This window comes from Pseudarthrobacter sp. 1C304 (assembly GCF_052245515.1).
In the GTDB taxonomy this organism is placed as follows: domain Bacteria; phylum Actinomycetota; class Actinomycetes; order Actinomycetales; family Micrococcaceae; genus Arthrobacter.
The window spans coordinates 132795-152376 of record NZ_JBQQCH010000010.1 but is presented as its reverse complement, the minus strand read 5'-3'; the positions used below and the strand labels follow the sequence as shown (position 1 = coordinate 152376).

At 63.0% G+C, this 19582-nt stretch carries 18 protein-coding genes; 15 read left to right on the top strand and 3 right to left on the bottom strand.

Translation table 11 applies throughout. From position 1 onward, the window contains the following. Nucleotides 1–660: 660 nt before the first annotated feature. Entirely contained in the window at nt 661–1320 is a 660-nt protein-coding gene (locus ACTWQD_RS16790) for a ParA family protein (protein WP_443197270.1), read from the top strand. 5 nt (nt 1321–1325) lie between these two features. After that, entirely contained in the window at nt 1326–1880 is a 555-nt protein-coding gene (locus ACTWQD_RS16785; protein WP_443197269.1) for a hypothetical protein, read from the top strand. A gap of 136 nt (nt 1881–2016) precedes the next feature. Here ACTWQD_RS16785 and ACTWQD_RS16780 read toward each other — a convergent pair whose 3' ends face one another. Continuing rightward, a complete protein-coding gene (locus ACTWQD_RS16780; protein WP_443197268.1) occupies nt 2017–3864 on the bottom strand; it encodes a MarR family transcriptional regulator in 1848 nt (615 codons plus the stop codon). A 160-nt stretch (nt 3865–4024) separates the two neighbouring features. Beyond that, nucleotides 4025–4261 carry a hypothetical protein gene (locus ACTWQD_RS16775; RefSeq protein ID WP_443197267.1) on the bottom strand — a complete coding sequence of 79 codons (237 nt, stop codon included), beginning with the start codon at nt 4259–4261 and terminating at the stop codon, nt 4025–4027. Nucleotides 4262–4663: 402 nt separating this feature from the next. Here ACTWQD_RS16775 and ACTWQD_RS16770 point away from each other — a divergent pair, with 402 nt between their 5' ends. Next, nucleotides 4664–5569 carry an oxygenase MpaB family protein gene (locus tag ACTWQD_RS16770; RefSeq protein WP_443197266.1) on the top strand — a complete coding sequence of 302 codons (906 nt, stop codon included), beginning with the start codon at nt 4664–4666 and terminating at the stop codon, nt 5567–5569. A gap of 1580 nt (nt 5570–7149) precedes the next feature. Continuing rightward, nucleotides 7150–7578: a hypothetical protein gene (locus ACTWQD_RS16765; protein WP_443197265.1), complete on the top strand. Its 429-nt coding sequence runs from the start codon at nt 7150–7152 to the stop codon at nt 7576–7578. 136 nt (nt 7579–7714) lie between these two features. Here the strand turns inward: ACTWQD_RS16765 and ACTWQD_RS16760 are convergent, their stop codons facing one another. Then, nucleotides 7715–8053: a hypothetical protein gene (locus ACTWQD_RS16760; protein WP_443197264.1), complete on the bottom strand. Its 339-nt coding sequence runs from the start codon at nt 8051–8053 to the stop codon at nt 7715–7717. A gap of 344 nt (nt 8054–8397) precedes the next feature. Between ACTWQD_RS16760 and ACTWQD_RS16755 the strand changes: the two genes are divergently transcribed. Genes ACTWQD_RS16755 through ACTWQD_RS16705 form a run of 11 tightly spaced genes read left to right on the top strand, consistent with a single transcriptional unit; the run spans nt 8398 to nt 19569 of the window. Further along, nucleotides 8398–9264 carry a CHAP domain-containing protein gene (locus ACTWQD_RS16755; protein WP_443197263.1) on the top strand — a complete coding sequence of 289 codons (867 nt, stop codon included), beginning with the start codon at nt 8398–8400 and terminating at the stop codon, nt 9262–9264. Continuing rightward, nucleotides 9261–9776 (top strand): hypothetical protein, encoded by a 516-nt coding sequence (locus ACTWQD_RS16750; protein WP_443197262.1) that lies wholly within the window; start codon nt 9261–9263, stop codon nt 9774–9776. Before ACTWQD_RS16755 ends, ACTWQD_RS16750 begins: the two co-directional genes overlap by 4 nt. A 41-nt stretch (nt 9777–9817) precedes the next feature. Beyond that, a complete protein-coding gene (locus tag ACTWQD_RS16745) occupies nt 9818–11251 on the top strand; it encodes a chromosome partitioning protein ParA (protein WP_443197261.1) in 1434 nt (477 codons plus the stop codon). A 34-nt stretch (nt 11252–11285) separates the two neighbouring features. After that, nucleotides 11286–11900, top strand: coding sequence for a DUF6668 family protein (locus ACTWQD_RS16740; protein WP_443197260.1), 615 nt, complete (start codon nt 11286–11288; stop codon nt 11898–11900). Nucleotides 11901–11911: 11 nt separating this feature from the next. Then, the gene (locus ACTWQD_RS16735; RefSeq protein WP_443197259.1) at nt 11912–12181 is read left to right on the top strand and encodes a hypothetical protein; all 270 of its coding nucleotides are present in this window, start codon (nt 11912–11914) and stop codon (nt 12179–12181) included. Between the two features lie 26 nt (nt 12182–12207). Beyond that, nucleotides 12208–12963 carry a hypothetical protein gene (locus ACTWQD_RS16730; RefSeq protein ID WP_443197258.1) on the top strand — a complete coding sequence of 252 codons (756 nt, stop codon included), beginning with the start codon at nt 12208–12210 and terminating at the stop codon, nt 12961–12963. Between the two features lies 1 nt (nt 12964). After that, a complete protein-coding gene (locus ACTWQD_RS16725) occupies nt 12965–14269 on the top strand; it encodes a hypothetical protein (RefSeq protein ID WP_443197257.1) in 1305 nt (434 codons plus the stop codon). Next, the gene (locus ACTWQD_RS16720; protein ID WP_443197256.1) at nt 14256–15764 is read left to right on the top strand and encodes an SCO6880 family protein; all 1509 of its coding nucleotides are present in this window, start codon (nt 14256–14258) and stop codon (nt 15762–15764) included. Before ACTWQD_RS16725 ends, ACTWQD_RS16720 begins: the two co-directional genes overlap by 14 nt. Further along, complete coding sequence (locus ACTWQD_RS16715; RefSeq protein WP_443197255.1) at nt 15765–17369, top strand: helicase HerA domain-containing protein; 1605 nt, start codon at nt 15765–15767, stop codon at nt 17367–17369. After that, entirely contained in the window at nt 17366–19135 is a 1770-nt protein-coding gene (locus ACTWQD_RS16710; RefSeq protein ID WP_443197254.1) for a type IV secretory system conjugative DNA transfer family protein, read from the top strand. The genes ACTWQD_RS16715 and ACTWQD_RS16710 overlap by 4 nt, the downstream gene beginning before the upstream one ends. Then, nucleotides 19132–19569, top strand: coding sequence for a DUF4913 domain-containing protein (locus tag ACTWQD_RS16705; protein WP_443197253.1), 438 nt, complete (start codon nt 19132–19134; stop codon nt 19567–19569). The genes ACTWQD_RS16710 and ACTWQD_RS16705 overlap by 4 nt, the downstream gene beginning before the upstream one ends. The last annotated feature ends 13 nt before the right edge of the window (nt 19570–19582 follow it).

The window sequence follows — 19582 nt, the reverse complement described above, 5'->3', positions numbered from 1 at the left end:
TCCGGAAGTCCGGAAGTCACAGAGTCCCGGAGGACGCCGCGACTAGCACCCCAGATCCAACCGACTCACAGACTCCCCAAGTCTGTTACTCCGGCACTTCGTGCCTCCGGGAGTCACAGAGTCAGTGGCTACACACGCAGCCCCTTCGACCCAGCAACGCCTGGCGCCCACCGCAACACCGCCACCAACAAACAGACAGCGTGACTCACGAACTCCGTGAGTCCGCTACTCCGGAAGTCCGGAAGTCACAGAGTCCCGGAGGACGCCGCGACTTGCCCGCGGCTCTAGAGCGCCAACTAGCGCAGCCGCCACCTTGGATCAGGTTGGGGTGAATCATGCGGCCTCAATGGGTTCCTGAGCGGTAGCGGAAGCCCTGGGGGGGGGTGGGAAGCGTACTTCGTCGATTCGAATTACCGGCTTACAGACTTACAGACTTACAGAAAACCGCAGTTCCGAAGTCACTGACTCTGTGTATCTACGGCGATTCTCCGACTAGCGGGGGAGCGGAGCTGATAATTTTGGCGTAGCGCTTGCCGGCGACTAGATACGGATACTGCCTGGTTTCATGAAGCCAGCCCGTCTTTTCAGTCATACAAATCTTTCCGGATGACCATCAGTTACCGATGCGGGTGCTAACGAGACCAAGAGAAGGAAGCACTCATGAGGGTAGTAGCCGTCGTCAACCAAAAGGGCGGAGCAGGAAAAACCACGACGGTGATGAACCTTGCCGCCGTTGCCGCACAGAGCTCAAAGGTGCTGGTGGTCGACGCGGACCCACAAGGATCAGTCACAATGTGGGCTACTAACGCGGAAGAACTCCCTGACAAGGAGCAATTGCAGTTCGATGTGGCCACTGAAACGGATCCAGAAGCCCTCAAGCAAATGCGGGATCTCGACTATGACACTGTGTTCGTCGACACCCCAGGCAACTTAGAAAACACCAAGGTGCTCCAGGCGATCGTCAGTCAGTGTGACTTCATCGTGATGCCCACCGAGGCAACTCCTCTGGCCCTTCTGCCACTTGTTTATACGTTCGAAAAGATAGTTCAGCCCTTTGGACTGGACTACAGGGTTGTCATAACGAAAGCCGATTCGAGGTCTCCGCAAGATGCGTTGGATGCGCAGGAGATGCTGCGGGAGCAGGGGATTCTCGTTTGTAACTCACTGGTCCGCGCCTACAAGGCCCATGAACGGGCGCCAATGTACGGGACGGTAGTCACTTCGTATGAGAAGACTCGCAATTCCGAGAAAGCCACTATGGACTACAAGGATGTCGCCCTAGAGCTGTTCAATCTCTGGGCCAAGACAGGGAAGGGCTAACCTCGATGGCGCTCAAAGGTGGATTTAAGAACTTTGCCAACCAAACTAAGGAAATCAAGGACGCCCCTCCTATAGATCTAGGTGCGGAGGGCCCAGCCCTGCACATCGTCCACGCGGCAGTGGGTCTTCATGAAGCCCCAACTACTCAGCCGTCAACCCACGATGCCAATGCTGTGGGCCACGTAGGGCCAGCCGGGGTTGAACATGACGGGGGAGTGGCGACCGTAGCCGAAGCCCAGCTCGATAGGACCCCGGTACGAACCGGTCCTGCCGACGTCTCCATTGAAGCCGATGAACCAGTGACGTCCGGCCGTACCCATTACACAGAGCTAGTTCGCAAAGAGCTGCGCCTGCACGCAGACCAAGCTGACGAATTGACGATACTTGCATCGAAAGTGCAGCGCGCCCGTAAAGAAAAGGGCGAGCGGATAACCGACAACACCTTGATTCGAGTTGCGGTGGACCTGTTGCTGCAACGCCAGGCTGAGCTCGTAGGTTCCACGGAGGATGAGCTGCGAGTTGCTCTCGGCCTGACGCCACGAACCCAATCCTTCTCGTAGCGTCGTCCCAGGTTCGACTCATCTGAAATGAATTAGCGGGACTCATCCGACAACGGGATCACGAACTTCGTAACTCTGTTACTCTGTTACTCTGTTACTCACGGTATCTGTGAGTAACAGAGTTACGATAATCCACTCAACCGGCCTTAGTAAATGCCATATCGGCTAGGGCCCATTCATCCGGTGGGCCTTCAAATGCTTCCCATGGGTAGTCTTCGCCGGGGGAGAGGAGCTCCGAGACGGTGTTGACGTTCTTGGACAGCCATTCCTTCCATAGGATCCGTTCGATCCGGTAGCGCTGCAGCTGCGCCGCGACGGCTTCCAGGACGCCGAAGTGTTCGGCGAGTTCTTTCAATGACGTTGTGGTCACCACGGACCAAGCCCGTGCGGTGTCGCGGGCGATCATGTGCCAGGCGGCCATCACCTCGAGGGCTTCACTGACGGTTGTCCGGGAGAGCCTGGTCAGCGTCACGATCTCTGCCGTCGACAAACCGGGGGAGTGCTCCAGCGCCTCATAAACGAAGGCAGCCGGCAGGCCGAGTTCCCGGAATACCGGGCGCAGAGCACGGATTTTCCCCTTCCGCCAAGTGAGATCTTCAGCCGCCGTCTTCGTCTCCTCCGGAATAGTCAGCATATAGAGGTCCCCCTTGGTGCCACGCCCCTGTTCCACCAACGTCACCAAGGGATCACCTTCGCTGCGCAGGGCTCTGAGATGCCCCCCCACGGTCGTGTGATCCAGCCCGGTGGCAACCGCGATAGAACGGACACCGAATTCAACGAACCGGGACGCTGTCATGTGTGCAGCTTCCCCCAGGGACCTCAGCACCATTCTTCTCGCCAGCCCTGTCCTCGAATCTGTATATGTGTGCTCTTTGAGCCTGACAGCATTTCGCCAGGTTCGGATGTACCGATGCTCGGTATCGGGATTCGTCGAGATCGATTTCCCTTGTATAGCGGGGGGCTGTGTATTTGGCTGGCTTGTGGGGGATTTGCGGGCATTGTTCTTCCGGTCCCTAGATCCCGGGTCTCGGCTTAGGTACCTGGCCGCATTCAGCCAGTCCCGGCGCAGGGCAGGGAGGCGGTGCCTGGAGGCATAGCGGGCGTAGAAAGAGGCCAGTCCTGGCCAGGTGCCCTGCATCATCCGGCGTTCCACATCGGTCAGTTCCAGTCCGGCGGCCACGGCGCCGGTGATGATCGCTTGGCGGGCATCCGAGTCGGAGGCGTAGCGGTTTGAGTCGTAGAGCCCGGTTTGTGCCATTAGCTGCATCACCCGGGACATGCGGCCGGCCGGGTGCTGGACTTTGGGAGCCTCGGCGGCCGCCGGGGTAAAGGTCTGCTCGAGGCGGAGTGCTCGGACGGCGCGAATCTCCCCTGCCAGGTCAGCGTTCATTGCGGTCCACACCGCTGCGCTGTTAGGCCGCCGGACAATGTCGTAGGCCATCGACAGGCTCATTGCGAGTTCCTGGTAGCCACCCCTCTTGTGTGGGGAACCGGGTGTGCGCATGCAGCCGTGGAGGAGGTTCTGGTGCGGGGTCTTGTCCAGGGTCCGGTACCGGGTGCCCAGCGCCTCGACAAGATCACGCGCTTCAGAGAAAGTGACCCGCTGCTCCAACGGGACGTAAACGTGGCGGCCGCCGTTGGGGGAGTAGTCCTCAATCCACCGGGCCCCACAGTTGTGTAGCCACGTCTGGAGTGAGCGGACGTCCGCCTCCACCCAATCAACGCCAGCGACGGAAGAGTCGAAGTCGAGGAAGATCGCCGCGCAGGTGCCATCCTTACCAAAGATCCGGACCGCAGCCGGGAACGTGGGGGGCGCCTCAGTGAGGGCGCGCTCAAGCTTCTGAGGGTATGTCCTTCCGCCGTCACGGGAAAGGCGAACGCGCGGCTGTCCGGCAAGCAGGGGAGCTAGGGATGCCCAGGCCTCCCTCGAACGGACTGATGCAGGCGGCACGCCCGGACTCTGTGAGTCTGTGCATGCGCGCATCTCGTGGGGTACGATGATGCTATTCCTCTCAAGGGATAGGAAAATGCCCGGACCGTCAGGCCCGAGTTGATTCTTAAGGACTCTCTACCTCGTCGCCGGCAAGCAAAAAGGGTATTGAGTCAAATGCTTAGAAGGCCCGCCTTGTGCGGGCCTTCATCATTTAAGAGGCAAGGCGGCCAATGGGCAGCTCCTCCTGATATTTGTGGTGGTCGTGACGCTCCAGATCGACCTCGAGCTGCTTTGCCACAACGGAGGCCACGTAATCCGTGATCGTGACACCCTCCGCCTCGGCCACCTGCGCGACCTGGTCGGCCATCTCAGCAGGCACACGAAAGCCAATGTACTTGCGGAGCCCCTTGCTCGGGCGCCCGCCTCCCCGATGTGCAACAGCAGTCATGAGTCATGTCCTTTGAATCTCGTACAGACTGTCTTCACCTGTACTGGCTTCAGCGCTGTAAATCGATGTTCGCCCCAACAGGTTTTAGTTACTGTTGCAGGCTGTTCTGAACCTAACATTCGAGGGGCGCCTGGGAGTGGATTTGGTTACTGTAACTGCATGGCGTGTCGCCTTCGTTACATTGCCGATCGCCATCGACAGACGATGTCGCATGAACCCACGCAAGGGGCTTCATTGTCACCTGCATCCGGTGCCCTCCTCGCTCGTCCTGTCGTCGTTTCCCGTCGCCCATTCACTTGAAGCGCGCTGCTGAATGTTCCCGGCAAACAACTACTATAATCAAGTCTTGGACATGTCTAAGGCTACACATGCTTAGGTGTCGCCAAAGACCGGCCTTGCCTTTTGGCGTGGTCCACGTACGACAACCGACATCTCTTGCTTTGGGAGCTTAATTTGATACACACAAGCCGCGCGGACAGTATCGCCCGGCAGGAAACGCTCAGACGCGCCCAATACGAGGAGATCTACCGCCGTTTCGTTCTCTTCGATCTCGCCGAAGACATGGATCTGGGCTTCTTTCTTGCGTATTACCGGAACTTCGCCGTTCCGTCGTTGGCAAGATCTCTCGAGGCAACGGGCGAGATCAGATCCCGGCCCCAAAAGAGGTCATACGATACGGCAATCGTTATCTACGAAATCATCGCCGGCGGCCTCGACAGTGAACGCGGTCAGGCCATGGTTTCACTCCTAAGAAGAGTGCACAGAGGCGTCCCGGGAAGCAACGCGGATTTCGTGTACGTGTTAATGACCATGCTCGTGGTTCCGATTCGATGGGTGGACCAGCATGCTTGGCGGCCATCCTTGGATATCGAAAAACAAGCGGCCGTCGACTTCTTCGCTGGACTGGGGGGCCGCATGGGGCTGCGCGATATCCCCAGTGACTTTGCGCATGCTGAGGATTTCCTGGACACCTATGAGAGAGAGCATGTGGCAGCCAGTCCCTCAGGGCTGAGTCTGATGCGCTCCACGCTGGGAGTCCTTCGCGGGCGCTTGCCTCTACCTTTCCGCCCCCTCACGGAGCACTTGCTCACGGCCATGCTTGCCGATGAACGCCTGGCGGCTGCATTAGGTCTTCCCAGGCCCAGCCCAGTCCTGGTGAAAGCCCTTGATGGCCTTCTGAGGTTCAGGGCTTCCGTGGCATCCCGGCGACCGCTTAGGACAACAGCGCGGTTCAAGCCAGGACTATCCGGATCATCGCAGTACCCCTCGGGGTACGCTCTGGAAGATTTAGGGCCCCGCAATCGATGACGCCAATTTATGATCCTGGCTACTTGGGCCCGGTCTACTCCGCAATTTCAGATTTGAGCCTGCCTGACAAGCTCACTTTGGGTGGACTCCACAAGGTCGTTTCCACGAGACGTTCCCGAAAATTGGTGGTCCGCAGAACTGAAGAGCTCCGGGGGAGCCCGGTTTGTGCCATGACGTACAGCAACAAGGCCATAGACCTCATCTTGTTTGCCCCTGCGGAGGAGCGCCGACGAGAGGACCATTTCGTGTGCCACGAATTTGGCCACCTTCTTTTGGGTCATCATGAGAGGTCCCGCGGCAACGTCACGAGCCCGATGCCCCTGTTGGGTCCCGCGATGGTCGCTGACCAGCTGAGGATCGCCGATGTTCGGTTGGAAGGTGATGGGACGCCACCGCCTTTGGTAAAGCTTTTGAGCCGACGCAGGTCGGCCACTTGCTCGACATTCACGACCATCGAAGAAAAACGCGCGGAGAGTTTCGCGGACTTGCTGATGGACCACATGTGGCGTTCGGATGTCCGAACTCTGGATGAACCTGTCAGGTTCGCTGAGGTCTTTGGATGATGATGAGCATACTCGTGGCGGCCTGTCTGGGCTTCCTAGCTGTTCTACGCATTCCCGCGATCTGGAATCCGCCTGCGCGGCCGGCTCTCATGGCTTCGGTCTTTGCTACCGCCGGTTTCACTCTGTACATTGAGCCTGTCTACGAAGCCGTCGATTCGTTACTAGGTGGCCGCAACTTCGCCGGGCTGATGCTCTCCCTGCTTGTACTCGCGGCCTTCTTGCAGCTGCACGTTGCCGTCACCAATGCTGCAGCGGCGTCCTCCAGGCTTGCGACCCATCCCAGACAACGGATCATTCGGCGGCACAAAGTCGCGTGGCTGGTCTGTTCCTTGACCCTGACGGCCGGCTTCGCTGTGAGTGACCTTCCCGTTACAAGTCCGTCATTGCTTCGCACCTACGGGACTCAGCCTGGAATGGTTCTTTTCCTTCTGGCTGCTACTGCATTTATCGCATACACGAGCTTCAGCATCATCAGAACGGTCGTCAGTCATCTTCGGGAAATGTCGCCTGTCTTCCGGGCAGGGTTCTTTCTCGTGTGTGCCGGGTGTTTCGGCGCCATTGCCTTACTCGCAGTCAGATCGGTATTGCAGGTTGCGGCCGAACTGCCAGCGCAGGATGCCTTTGCGCGGGTCTACGGAGCCGGGCAAGCGATTTCAGTTATCTGCGTAGCGGCAGGTCTGTCGGCGTCCCGACTAGTAATTTTTGGTCGTATATTCTTTCTGGACATTGCTGCCAGATGGCACCTGTTGCGGGTGCTGCCCCTATGGCGAGCAGCTACGGACGGGAAGACGAATCTGATCCTAAATGGCAGTCGGTTCCCCCTCAGGGACACTTTCAGCAGAGGAGTACATACGGTTCTGCAACGCCGGATCACTGAGATTCGTGACTGCCATCTAGTAGACCCACACGGATTTCGGGATGCCTGGACCACTCATAAATCCGCGCTTATCAACGCTGAGAGACTCATGACGCCATCGAAAACAGCTGCAGGACTTAACGCAGCGGAAGGACCACACTATGATCGGTAGTCGCCACGCATCCAAACGCCGAGAGGAACTGTCGCGCCGCTTAGAGATCCTTCTCGACGTTGTTGTCGCAGAAGGCGGGGAGCCCTACAAATTCGCTGACATCCAGGAGGCTCTCACCGCTAAGGGAATCAGCTTGTCACGCGCCCGCTGGTTCTACATGCGAGAAGGCACCGGAGCGACGGTCACCGACCGCAAGCTTCTTTCCGCCTTAGCCGATTTCTTTGGGGTTCCCGCAGGATACTTGTTGGACTCCGATCCAGAACTGCCGGCCAGAGTGGAGGCGCAGCTGAAGCTCTTGAAGGCCATGAGGATCGCCGAAGTCCAGAGTTTCGCAGCACGAGCCTTGGGAGACCTCTCACCTGCGGCGACTGAAGCCATCGCCAAGATTCTCGAAGAAGAGATGAAATCAACCGACTAGGGTGCTAGACATGTCTAAGACATGTCTAATGTTAGTTATCCTTATTCAATGATGAATCACTCATGCATGCAACGACAGCCGCGGACTATGCGAGGGCGCATGCAGCGGCTGCACCACCCGCGCCAGGAAACGCGCATCAATTCTCTGCCCCGAGGGCATAGAGGCGAAGGCTCCCAAGCAACTCTTCAATACGCTTCTCCTTAACCGAGAAAGCGTGATTCAACCGACCTGTCGTAGGTCCCAGAACTGGGGTCTTCTCGAGCACCCCGGCTTGGGCAAGAACCCCCACCGCTTTGCTCAGGGTTGCGGGTGAGAATTCGGCTAGCTCCTCCGCCAGCTGCGCGCGAGTAAGCGGCTCGCCCCTGCCCGCTAAATGGTGAATAAGGGCGAGGTTGACGCCGCTGCCGAAAACCATCTGGGCCACCGAGACGGCCTCATTCCACGCGGAGTCTCCTGGCTTAACGAGTCTGGGCATGTCGAACATCCTACTTGTCGCTCTCCCTTGCAGCCTCGAAGGCTATTAGCGACGAATGAACTAATATTTAAAGTATTAGGATAATATTTTAAATATTAGCTCACGGAGGTTTCAAGGAAAGAGGGTCGCCGGTGAAAGCCAAGGGACGCATGATCGGAGTAGCAGTACTTCTGCCGGCGGCTTGTCTGGGGCTCGTAGTCTCGTTCGTCCTACTTCTCGGAGATTCAAGGCCAGCTGCCGCCGATTGCGGCCCCGCAGTTTCCGTCTCAATCAGCGATGACCTCAAAGTTGACGGGTACTCAACAGAACAGCTGAAAAACGCTGCCGCGATCATGGGCGCCGGAATGGCGATGAACTTGTCGGTCAACGGGCAGATGATCAGTGTGATGGTGGCCCTGGGGGAGTCGGGGTTACGGGTGCTGGATACCGGCGACGGCGCAGGCCCGGACTCACGGGGGTTGTTCCAGCAGCGCGACAACGGCGCGTGGGGCTCCTACGCGGACCGCATGGACCCCACCACGAGCGCCACCAATTTCATCAAAGCCCTGGAAGGCGTGGCCGGCTGGGAGCTGTTGGAACCGACGATTGCCGGTAACAAAGTCCAGCGCAACGCCGACCCGTACCACTACCAGAGGTACTGGCCCGAGGCCGTGAAGCTCGTCCAGGCGCTCTCGGACTCGAAGTTTTCCCTGCAAGGCAGCGACTGCGCTATCCCCGGACAATCCGGCGCGGGGGATGACTACCCGTGGAAGAACTCCCCAACCTGGCTGGACGTCGGGGCAAACTCGGCCAGCACTTCGCCGCTGGGCATGTACTACCGCGAGTGCGTCGATTTCGCCCTGTGGCGGGTGAACCAGCAAATGGGCTCCACCGGGGCCCCGTTCAAGTTCCTCAACGGCACGTTCCGCCCCGACGGGCAGGGCCTCGGCTCGGCCCTGACCTGGAAGGCCGGCTGGGATGCCAAAGGGTGGGCCGCCGGCAACACCCCCCGGGTCGGCGCCGTTGTCTGGTACGCGCCCGGCGCCGGGGGAGCGGACCCGAACTTCGGCCACGTAGGCGTGGTCAAGGAAGTCAACAACGACGGGACCTACGTCGAAGAGGGCTACAACGGCAACCCGGCCCCGGCGGACCACAGCTACTACACCCGGACGGTGGCCAACACTGTCCCCTCAGCTTTCCTGTACCTGCCCATTCAAGAGGAGAAGAAGTGAAAAAGCCCCTGACCCTGCTCGCCGCGACGTTGCTCTGCGTGTCCTGCGCACCGGCGGCGAACACGACGCCGGCCCCGCCGGCAGCAAGCAGCCAGCCCACGGCGTCTACACCCGTCTCACTGAGTGCCAACAGCGGACCCCAGGCGCCAGGGGGCACCATCCCGGCCACCATCGGCATCACCTGGGATCAGGCCAGCAAGGATCAGGCCGTGGACGTCGCAGAGAACGCTATGACGGACTTCGCCCGCCCCACGGTGGAGGAAAAGCAGTGGGCCAATGACTTGTCCCGGTGGCTGACACCGCAGGCGACCGCCGACTATTCGGCAGTGGACCCGGCGAATATCCCGGCATCCCGCGTTACCGGCCCCGCCACGTTGAGCGTCGATGAAGCCAATGGCTTCGGCGTCATGGCGGCTGTCCCCACCAACGCCGGGACCTATACGGTGCAGCTGCTTCGCACGGGCAAGGACGCCCCGTGGAAGGTCAACCGCCTCACCCCGCCCTCGTCCTAAACGCCGCACCCTCCATCCCCACACACGTAAGGAAGAATCTCATGGGCACTACACCAACCGAGGTCATGGCCTTTCCCAACATCCGGGCCATCGTCCGGGACAACGGCACCGCCGAGGTCATCGTTGCGGGCAACTCCCGCATCGTCCCGTCCGGAGAGTCCGTGCAGGAACTGCGCAACAACGCCCTGGCCCTCGTTGTGGGCGAAGCACAGACCCTCCAGCGCCCCGTCCGGGTCCGCATCGAGGACCCCGAAGGCCACGGTGAGCTCATCGTCCACCCGGACAACAAGATCGAATCCGTCTCCTACGATCCCGCTCCGGCCCGCCGCCGGGCAGGAGCCCCCGAAACCCCACCCCAGACAGTCGCCCCGGCGATCATTGAGACCGCGCCAGCTCCAACAGAGCCCGCGCCGACTCCTTCCGCTGCAGCCCCGGTGAACCCCCAGCCGTGGGCGCCCGCCTCCGCGACAGCCACCCCGGAACCGCAGACAGCTGCCGCTGTCGAAGAAGAGCCGCCAACCCGGCGCAGCCTGAAGGAAACTTCATTCCTGGTCAGCGCCCCGGTCCTCGAACCGGCCACACAGGGCTGGCGCGGAACCCTGACGCGCCTGGGACTGCGGATGGACCCCTCAGAGGAAGAACTCACCGAACGCGAGGACATCCGCACGGTCAGCCAGCACTGGCCGGGCCCCCGCACCATTGCCGTGGTCAACCGTAAGGGCGGTGCGAACAAGACCCCCACCGTGGTCATGCTTTCGGCCATACTCGCCCGCTACAGCGGCGCGGCCACGGTCGCGTGGGATAACAACGAGTCCCAGGGCACCCTCGGGTGGCGGACCGAAAAGGGCTCCCACGACCGCAGCGTCCTGGATCTGATCGACGCCTCCACCGAACTGCTCTCCCCGTCCACGAACGCGGCCGAAATCGCGAAGTTCGTCCACCACCAGACCGCTGACAAGTTCGATGTCCTGCGCTCGGATGAAAACGAGGAAGGCGACCACGAAGTCACCGCCGAGGAAGTCGACATCGCCCACCAGGTCCTCACCCGCTATTACCGGCTCGTGGTCATGGACTCCGGCAACACCGCCCGGGCAGCGAACTGGCGTCGGATGATCGACCACACCAACCAGCTCGTCGTCCCCGTCACCGCCATCGAGGACCGCGCAGAAGCCGCACGCCTGACCCTGCAGACGCTGGAATCCCGGGGCGGCCACGACGCGGAGCTGGCCCGCAACGCCGTCGTCATCGTCTCTGAGTCCACCGACGCCAAGCGCAGCATGAGTGGTGAGGCGCTGAAGCGAGCCAAGGACGAGGCCCAGCGGATCGCTGATGGCTTCGCACCGTTCGTGCGTGCGGTCGTCCGGATTCCCTACGATCCTGCCCTGGTCAACGGACCCATCCGCTACGAAGCCCTCCAGCCGGCGACCCAGCGGGCATGGCTGGCGGCCGCGGCCGCCGTTGCCGCCAGCTTCTAAAACCACCAACCAACAGACTTCGAGAGGAGGACCCATGCAGCAGTCTCTGAACCCCTGGATCACTCGCCCGGCCACCACCGACGGCGCGGAGACGGCGATAGCAGAGGCGTACGTGCCGCCGGCGGCCGTGATCAGTGTGCCCCTGCGCGGAATGGTCGAACCCGACGCCGCAGACCGGCTCGGCCACCGCAGAGTCGCAGGCTCCGCGAAGGTGTGGGTTACCGGCGCCCACGGGGGATCCGGTGAAAGCCGCATCGCTGACCTGATTGGCGGGGCACGCATCACCGATCACTGCTGGCCCGTCCTCCAGGACGGCGCCAGGCCGCGGGTGCTGCTGGTTTGCCGCGCAGACGTGCGCGGACTGACCGCCGCCCGGAGCGCTCTGACGCAGTGGGTCTCAGGCGCGTCGCCGGAGCTTGACCTGCTCGGTCTCGCCGTCCTGGCGGATGCACCCGGGAAGACTCCCAAACCCTTACGGGACTTCGCCGTCATCGTGGGCGGGGGCGCACCCCGGCTCTGGACCCTTCCCTGGGTCGAGGCCTGGCGGCACGGGGATGCCACCACCCCTCCCGCCGCCCGCGAGTACCAACGCTTCATCACTGACTTAGCCGCCCTGGCTACCACCACCGCACCCAGCACCACCAACTGAAAGGTCTCACCATGAACTCCTTCTCCGCCCTTGCAGCAAGCGTCATCCCCAACCCCACCCCCGTCGTCCCGGAACAGGCCAAAGGCCTGCTCACGATCCTGAACTGGGCCTCCGGCATCGGCTTGGTCCTCGGCGTCCTGGGCGTCATCATCGTCGGCATCGGCATGGTCATCCAGCTCCGCCGCGGCGAAGGCGGCGAGTCGATCGGCAAACTCGGCTGGGTCCTCGCCGGCTGCATCATCATCACCGGCGCCTCCGGCATCGTCCGCGCCTTCGTCTAAACCCGCAACTACCGGAGAGGTTCATCGTGAGCGAATCCACCCACAGCAATAACGAACGCAACCCGTTCACCAAGCCCGGATTCATCATCTCGGCCGCCCTGGTCGTCGCACTGATCGCCGCCGTCGTCGTGATCTTCTTCCTCCCCAAGGCAGACAGCACCGCCGGGCCCACCCCGGCCACATCGTCCGCCGGCACCTTCCCGGTGCCATCAAAGTCAGCTGACACGGCGGGAGAAAGTGTTTGCGGGCTGCCCTCAAGTACGGAGACGGCTCTGGGCGCAGCACCGAAGTCCAAGTGGGAACTCGTCGGCAAAATGGCAGCCCCCACTGACCCCAAGACCTTCGGGCCGGGGGTGACGGACGACAGCGGATTCAGGTCCTGCTTTGCTCACTCACCAACCGGCGCCCTTTACGCGGCAATGAATGCAGCTGCGCTGGGCTCGTCGGGCTCGGCCGAGCTTGAGATGAAGCTCGCTGACAAATTACTCGTGTCAGGCCCTGGACGCGACGCTGCCATGCGAGAAACAAAAGCAGGCACCAGGTCCTCTGGGAACAACACCACCATCCAGGTGCAAGGATTCCTGATCAAGTCCTACACAGCTGCTGAAGCCACTGTCGATCTGGCCTTCAAAACAGACACCGGAGCCCTCGGCCACTCAACGCTGTCCATGCGCTGGATGGACGGGGACTGGAAAGTGAAACCAACGGACGACGGAGTCACTTTCAGTAACGTGTCACAGCTCAGGGATCTGAGCGGCTTCATCCCTTGGGCCGGCATCTGACATGGCCGAATGCAAGTTTGGAGACATCAGTTGTGGATTCGGGAACGCACTCGCGGACCTGACTGATGACGCCATTGGCAATTTGGCGAAAGCCATCTTGGAGGGCATGAGCCAGATGGTGACGACGCTCTCCACTTTCTGGGTGTCCATGCCCACGGCTAACCTCGCATCCCAGGATGGGGTCACCGCCAGTCCTGTGGTCGGGTTCGTCAATTCGGGACTGGGCTATTGGACCGTGGCTTTAGCGGTCCTGTCGGTCATCCTGGGCGGCACCAGGATGATCTGGGAACAGCGCGGCGCGCCGTTGAAAGACCTGCTCCGGTCCCTGCTGACCCTCACCCTCGTGTCCGGCCTCGGGCTGGCGGTGATTTCCATTCTCGTGATCGCTGCCGATGCGTTCTCGGCATCCATCATTGACCGGGCCACCGACGGGAAGGGCTTCGCCCACGCGATGGCCATATTGGTGATAACGAACCAGAGCGGCGTCGGGGTCTTCATTCTGATCATCCTGGGCCTGGTGGGCTTGCTCGCGGCGCTGGTGCAGATCGTCCTCATGATCGTCCGCGGCGGCATGCTCGTGATCCTGGCGGGGATCCTGCCGACCACGGCTGCGTTCACCAACACCGAGATGGGACGGCAGTGGTTCCAGAAGGCCGTCGGCTGGACCATCGCTTTCATTCTCTACAAGCCCGCCGCGGCCATCGTCTACGCCGTTGCCTTCAAGCTCATGGGGTCCCAGGGCGGCAACGTCCTGCTGGGATCTATAACCGGCTTCGCCCTCATGATTGTTGCGCTGCTGGCGCTGCCGGCATTGATGCGTTTCGTTACCCCGATGGTGGGGGCTGTCGCTTCCGGTTCCGGCGGGGGAGCAGGAGCGGCGGTGGGGGCAATGGCCACCGGTGCCGTCTCGATGGGCCGCCCGGGCAGTGGACGCGGCAACGCGTCCCCCACACCGGCCAGCCAGCCCGGCCAGAGCAGCAGCGCACAGGGCAGCAAGGGCACCGGCGGCAGTAACGGCGGCAACGGCAAACCCACCCCCGGCTCGACAGGCCCCGGCGGGGCGCCCGGCAAGGGCACCACCGGAACCGCCGCTACCGCCGCTACCGCCGGGGCAGGCAACTCCGCTTCGGCCGCAGGAGTCGGCGCCGGTAGGGCCGGTGCAGGCGTCGCGTCGGGAGCAGCGAAAGCTGCCGGCCCGGCCGGAATCGTAGTCGCCGCAGGAGCACAAGCAGCGTCGAAAGCCGCGTCGGCCGCACAACAAACCGCACAGGATTCAACCGGGGAGGGCCCCAGTGGCAGCAATTAATACCGAGTACAAGGAACCGTCCTACGGCAACTGGCGCGTTCCACGATCCGCAGGGCTGGGAAGCCTGGGCGCGATCGGCACGGGCATTGTCATGACCGGACTGTTGGCCGGCATTATCACCTTCGCCGTCTGGGGTTTGCTGCCGGGCCTGAGCGTCCTTGCTGTCGCCGGACTGCTGGTGCTGCTTCTGACCGTCAAGGACAAGCACGGTCAGTCTGTCGTGGACCGGTTCGCTACGCGGATGAATTTCCGACTCGCCTGTTCCGGCGGGACCAACCTCTACCGTTCCGGCCCGCTCGGGGTCACCGAGTGGGGCATGTTCCAGCTTCCGGGCCTGGCCGCGAAGTCCCGGCTGTACGGATTCAGCGACTCCTATGACCGCCCGTTCGCTATGCTGCATGTCTCCACCACGAACCACTTCACCGTGGTCTTTTCAACCGAACCTGACGGTGCGTCCCTGGTGGATCCGGAGCAGGTTGACGCCTGGGTCGCGAACTGGGGCGGCTGGATCGCCGGGCTCGGGGACGAGGCCGGCCTGGAGGCCGCGGCCGTGACCGTGGAGACGGCACCCGACTCCGGCTACCGGCTGCGCAACGAAGTTGAAATGAACATCCACGCCGATGCCCCGGAGGCCGCGAAGGCGATCCTCCGCGAGGTTGTCCGCACGTATCCGGAAGGCTCGGCGACCGTGCGGGCCTGGGTGTCCCTGACCTTCACGGCGTCACTGCGCGCCGGATCCCGGAAGCGCGAACCCGAAGACGTCGCCCGGGACCTGGCATCCCGCATCCCGGGACTTGGTGCCCGGCTGCAGGCCACTGGCGCCGGCATCGCCCGACCGATGTCCGCGCAGGAACTCTGCGAGGTGGTCCGGATCGCCTATGACCCGCCCGCGGCATTGATCATTGATGAAGCCCACGCCGCCGGATCACCGGTTGCCCTCACATGGGGCGAAGTCGGCCCCTCCGCGACGCAGGCGAGCTGGGACGACTACCGGCACGACGGCGCATTCTCCGCGTCCTGGACCCTGACCGGAGCCCCTCGCGGGTCCGTGAACTCCTCCGTGCTCTCCCGGTTGCTGGCCCCGCACGGGGACATCGACCGCAAGCGCGTTTCCCTGCTCTACCGGCCGATGGATTCGGCCCGGGCCGCGGCCGTAGTCGAGCGGGACCAGAACAACGCCAACGTCCGCATCACCTCCGGGGGCCGGCCCTCCGCCCGCGCTCTGGTCGACGCCCGCTCCGCCGCCCAAACAGCTGCCGAGGAAGCCCAAGGGGCCGGTCTGGTGAACTTCGGCATGGTTGTCACCGCAACCGTCACCGACGTAGGCAGGCTCCCCGATGCGGTCGCCGCCGTGGAACAGATCTCCGGGACCGCCCGGGTGTTGCTGCGCCGTGCGTACGGTTCCCAGGACACCGCATTCGCCGCGTCCCTGCCGCTCGGACTGGTCCTGCCCAAGCACATTCTGCTGCCCACCGAAATCAGGGAGGCCCTCTAAATGCGACGCATGCTGCTCTTGCATGAAATGACGGTAAAGACAGCAAAGACAGTAATGACTGCGTTTCGAACCAGCGGTGCGCAGCCTTCTCCGGCGAAAGCCTCCACGGTTCGTGGGCGGGTTCCCGGCCCGCGTGGCTGGGGCGGGCGCGGGGGAGGGGCTGCGGCGCTGGTCCCGGCGGTACGTGAGTACCGGGGGACCACGGTGCAGGTGTGCGGGCTGTGGCCGTTTTCCTCGGGTACGTCCTCGCCCATGGTCGGTGTCCCGCTGGGCCGGCACGAGGAAACACAGGCCACGGTCTGCTGTGATCCGATCAGCTGGTTCCAGCGCGCCCACCTGATTTCCAACCCCTCCGCGTTCATCCTCGGCAAGCCCGGTCTGGGTAAATCCACGCTCGTGCGCCGCATGATGCTGGGCCTGTCCGGCCAAGGCGTCCACCCCCTGGTACTCGGGGACCTGAAGGGCGAACACGTGGACGCCATTAGCGCCATTGGCGGGCAGGTCATCGAACTCGGCCGCGGACGGGGCTACCTGAACATCCTCGACCCGGGACAGGCCATTGAGGTCGCCCAGCTCCTCGAGGAGCGCGGACACCACGAAGCGGCCGTCCGGGTCCGGGCCGATGCTCACGGCCGGCGCCTGAACATGGTCGTTTCCCTCATCACGATCAGCCGGAACAACCCGCCCACGGACCAGGAACAGACCATCCTGGACCGGGCCCTGCGCGTTCTCGATGACTCCTTCGAGGGCGTTCCGGTCCTGAAAGACCTGCTCGGCGTCATCATCGCTGCCCCGGACGAGCTGCGCCAGGTCGCGTTGGACCGCGGCAATATGGCGGTCTACCTGCAGGAAACCCGGGCGCTGGAGGCGACCCTGCTCGGCCTGACCGGCGGCGGCAAGCTCGGGGAGATCTTCTCCCGGCACACCACGAACCCGATGCGGCGGGACCGGGCCGTGGTCTTCGATGTCTCCAGCATTGACGAGACCGAAACGGACCTGCAGGCCGCCGTGCTGCTGGCGTGCTGGTCCTACGGCTTCGGCACGGTCAACGTCGCCAACGCCCTCGCCGACGCCGGGCTGGAACCGCGACGGAACTACTTCGTCGTTCTGGACGAGCTCTGGCGGGCACTGCGCGCCGGCAAGGGCATGGTGGACCGGGTGGATGCCCTGACCCGCCTCAACCGCTCCGTCGGGGTCGGGCAGGTCATGATTTCCCACACCATGTCCGACCTGCTGGCGCTCCCGGCGGAAGAGGACCGGATGAAGGCCCGCGGCTTCGTCGAACGCTCCGGCATGGTCATCTGCGGCGGCCTTCCCGCCTCCGAAATGCCGCTGCTGACCGCAGCGATCCCGCTCTCGCGGCAGGAACAGCAAAAGCTCATCGGGTGGCAGGACCCGCCCGCCTGGGACTCCCGCGGGGGAGAGGCCGAACCTCCCGGGCGCGGGAAGTTCCTGATCAAGGTCGGCGGCCGCCCCGGCATCCCCGTCCAGATCGGCCTCACTTCCATCGAAGCGTCCCTGAACGACACCAACAAGCGCTGGCACGCCCCGGCAGAATCCCTGCTGGAAGCCACCGCTCCGTTCCGGGAAGAAGGCGCGGCATGAGTGCTCCGAACCGTAAAGGCACAGGGCTCGGCGACGGGCTGGGTATCTGGCTGGCCATCGGCGCAGCTGCCGTCATTGGGGGCGGGGCCTGGGTCTCGGCCCATCTCGGGTCGTCGATGGCCGGCCTCGCCTCGCCCCCGGCCCACCCGATTGATCTGGTCGCCGGACTGGCCAAGGGCCGGGTGCCCTGGCCCGTCCAGTCCACCATCGTCGCCTGCATGTTCCTCGGAATATTGATCGCCCTGACAGTGACAGTGCTGGTTGTCCGCTCCCGAACAGCGCACAAGCGAACCCGGGTGGATAAGGCCGCCGTCCACATGGGCCGCGGCAAAGACCTCGATCACCTCGGCACCAAGGGTGCCACGGCCACGGCCGTGCGTCTGGGCGTGGAGAACTCCACTGGCGTGCGGCTTGGCCGCAGCGTTGCCGGGAAGCGCCCGCTGTGGGCCTCCTGGGAGGACATGCTGATTCTCATCGCCGGCCCCCGAACGATGAAGACCACCTCCTACGCCGTCCCGGCTATCCTCGACGCACCCGGTGCGGTGATCGCGACATCGAACAAGCGCGACATCGTGGACGTGACCCGTCCGATCCGTTCAGAGGCCGGGGAGGTGTGGGTCTTTGACCCGCAGTCCGTCGCCGAGGAACAACCCGGCTGGTGGTGGAACCCGCTCACCTACGTGAAGAATGAAGCGACGGCCGGAAACATGGCACAGCACTTCGCCAACGGCTCCCGGGAACCCGGGACCAAACCAGATGCCTACTTCGACCCGGCCGGGCAGAACCTGCTCAAAGCCTTCTTACTCGCCGCTTCCCTGGACTCAGCACCGGTTACGCAGGTCTACACCTGGCTGACCCGCCCGCACGACGAGGCCCCCGCAGAACTGCTGCGGGCCGCGGGCTATGACCTGCTCTCGGACATGGTGATGGGCCACATCCGCGAACCGGAGAAGCAGCGGGCCGGCGTCTACGGCACGGCCCGGCAAATGGTGTCCTGCCTGACCGACCGCGAAGTCAGTCAATGGGTCACCCCACTGCGGGACAGGACGGTGGACACCGACCCGCGGCCACAGTTCATCCCCGAAGAATTTGTGCGCGGCAAGGGCACTCTCTACAGCCTCTCCCGTGAAGGCGTCGGCACAGCCGGCCCGCTCGTCACCGCCCTGACCGTCGCCGTCGTGGAAGCGGCTGAAAAGTACGCCACCTCCCAGCCCGGCGGCCGACTCGCCACCCCGCTGCTGGGGATCCTCGATGAGGCTGCGAACGTCTGCCGCTGGAAAGCATTGCCCGACCAGTACAGCCACTACGGCTCCCGCGGCATCATCCTGATGACCATCCTGCAGTCCTGGTCCCAGGGCGTGGAAGTCTGGTCCCTGGAAGGCATGAGGAAGCTTTGGTCCGCGTCCAACGTGAAAATCTACGGCGGTGGCGTCTCCGAAGTTGGCTACCTTGACGAGCTCTCCCGCCTGATCGGCCAGTACAGCTACATCAACGTCTCCCGCAGCCACAGCAGGACCGGCTCATCGTCCTCCCGACAGGAGAACAAAGACGAGATCCTCTCCGTCGCCGACCTGACCGCCCTCCCAAGGTTCCGGGCCATCCTGCTCGCCTCCGGCGCGCCGGCAACCATGATCGAAACCATCCCCTGGATGAACGGCCCCCACTCCCAGAAGGTCAGAGACTCCCTCGCTACCAAAGAGACGGTGGAGCGTGAGCCGGTGGCCGTTGCCGCGCACAATCCTTGGACGGACGGTGACCGGGGGTGAGCGAAGAGTTCGGGGACGCCTTCGGCGACGAGGAAGAACCGCAGTATTCGACTGGTGGACACAGCCAGGATGAGCCGGAACCCGAACCCGAGCTGGTGTACTCCAGCGCGGTTGAGTTCTTCGCCGAACTCCTGGCCCAGTCCTACGTCCGGGAAGTCAACGAAGGGGCAGCGTTCGCCTGGTGCCCCGAATGGTACAAACACCCCGAGGCCCTGGTCCGGATGGAGGCGATCTGGCGAGCTTGGGAACACCTGCGCCTTGAGCCGGCCCTCGGCGTCAGCACCTGGTGGCTGAACCACGCCGACCCGCACATGCGCGTCCTCATGGGCAAAGAGGGCCCCTTCAAAAAATGTGCCTACGACGGCCACAAACCCCCACGCGCGCCCGGCCTCGCAGCTCTCCCGCACACGGAACCCGAGTCGGGCATCTTCTGATAGAGACCACCAG

What these genes read in the sequence shown, in the direction of transcription:
- ACTWQD_RS16775 (WP_443197267.1), bottom strand. Translation starts at nt 4,261, where the DNA reads ATGACTGCTGTTGCACATCGGGGAGGCGGGCGCCCGAGCAAGGGGCTC.
- ACTWQD_RS16745 (WP_443197261.1), top strand. Translation starts at nt 9,818, where the DNA reads ATGGGCACTACACCAACCGAGGTCATGGCCTTTCCCAACATCCGGGCC.
- ACTWQD_RS16740 (WP_443197260.1), top strand. Translation starts at nt 11,286, where the DNA reads ATGCAGCAGTCTCTGAACCCCTGGATCACTCGCCCGGCCACCACCGAC.
- ACTWQD_RS16780 (WP_443197268.1), bottom strand. Translation starts at nt 3,864, where the DNA reads ATGCGCGCATGCACAGACTCACAGAGTCCGGGCGTGCCGCCTGCATCA.
- ACTWQD_RS16755 (WP_443197263.1), top strand. Translation starts at nt 8,398, where the DNA reads ATGGCGATGAACTTGTCGGTCAACGGGCAGATGATCAGTGTGATGGTG.
- ACTWQD_RS16765 (WP_443197265.1), top strand. Translation starts at nt 7,150, where the DNA reads ATGATCGGTAGTCGCCACGCATCCAAACGCCGAGAGGAACTGTCGCGC.
- ACTWQD_RS16760 (WP_443197264.1), bottom strand. Translation starts at nt 8,053, where the DNA reads ATGCCCAGACTCGTTAAGCCAGGAGACTCCGCGTGGAATGAGGCCGTC.
- ACTWQD_RS16735 (WP_443197259.1), top strand. Translation starts at nt 11,912, where the DNA reads ATGAACTCCTTCTCCGCCCTTGCAGCAAGCGTCATCCCCAACCCCACC.
- ACTWQD_RS16715 (WP_443197255.1), top strand. Translation starts at nt 15,765, where the DNA reads ATGCGACGCATGCTGCTCTTGCATGAAATGACGGTAAAGACAGCAAAG.
- ACTWQD_RS16790 (WP_443197270.1), top strand. Translation starts at nt 661, where the DNA reads ATGAGGGTAGTAGCCGTCGTCAACCAAAAGGGCGGAGCAGGAAAAACC.
- ACTWQD_RS16785 (WP_443197269.1), top strand. Translation starts at nt 1,326, where the DNA reads ATGGCGCTCAAAGGTGGATTTAAGAACTTTGCCAACCAAACTAAGGAA.
- ACTWQD_RS16710 (WP_443197254.1), top strand. Translation starts at nt 17,366, where the DNA reads ATGAGTGCTCCGAACCGTAAAGGCACAGGGCTCGGCGACGGGCTGGGT.
- ACTWQD_RS16725 (WP_443197257.1), top strand. Translation starts at nt 12,965, where the DNA reads ATGGCCGAATGCAAGTTTGGAGACATCAGTTGTGGATTCGGGAACGCA.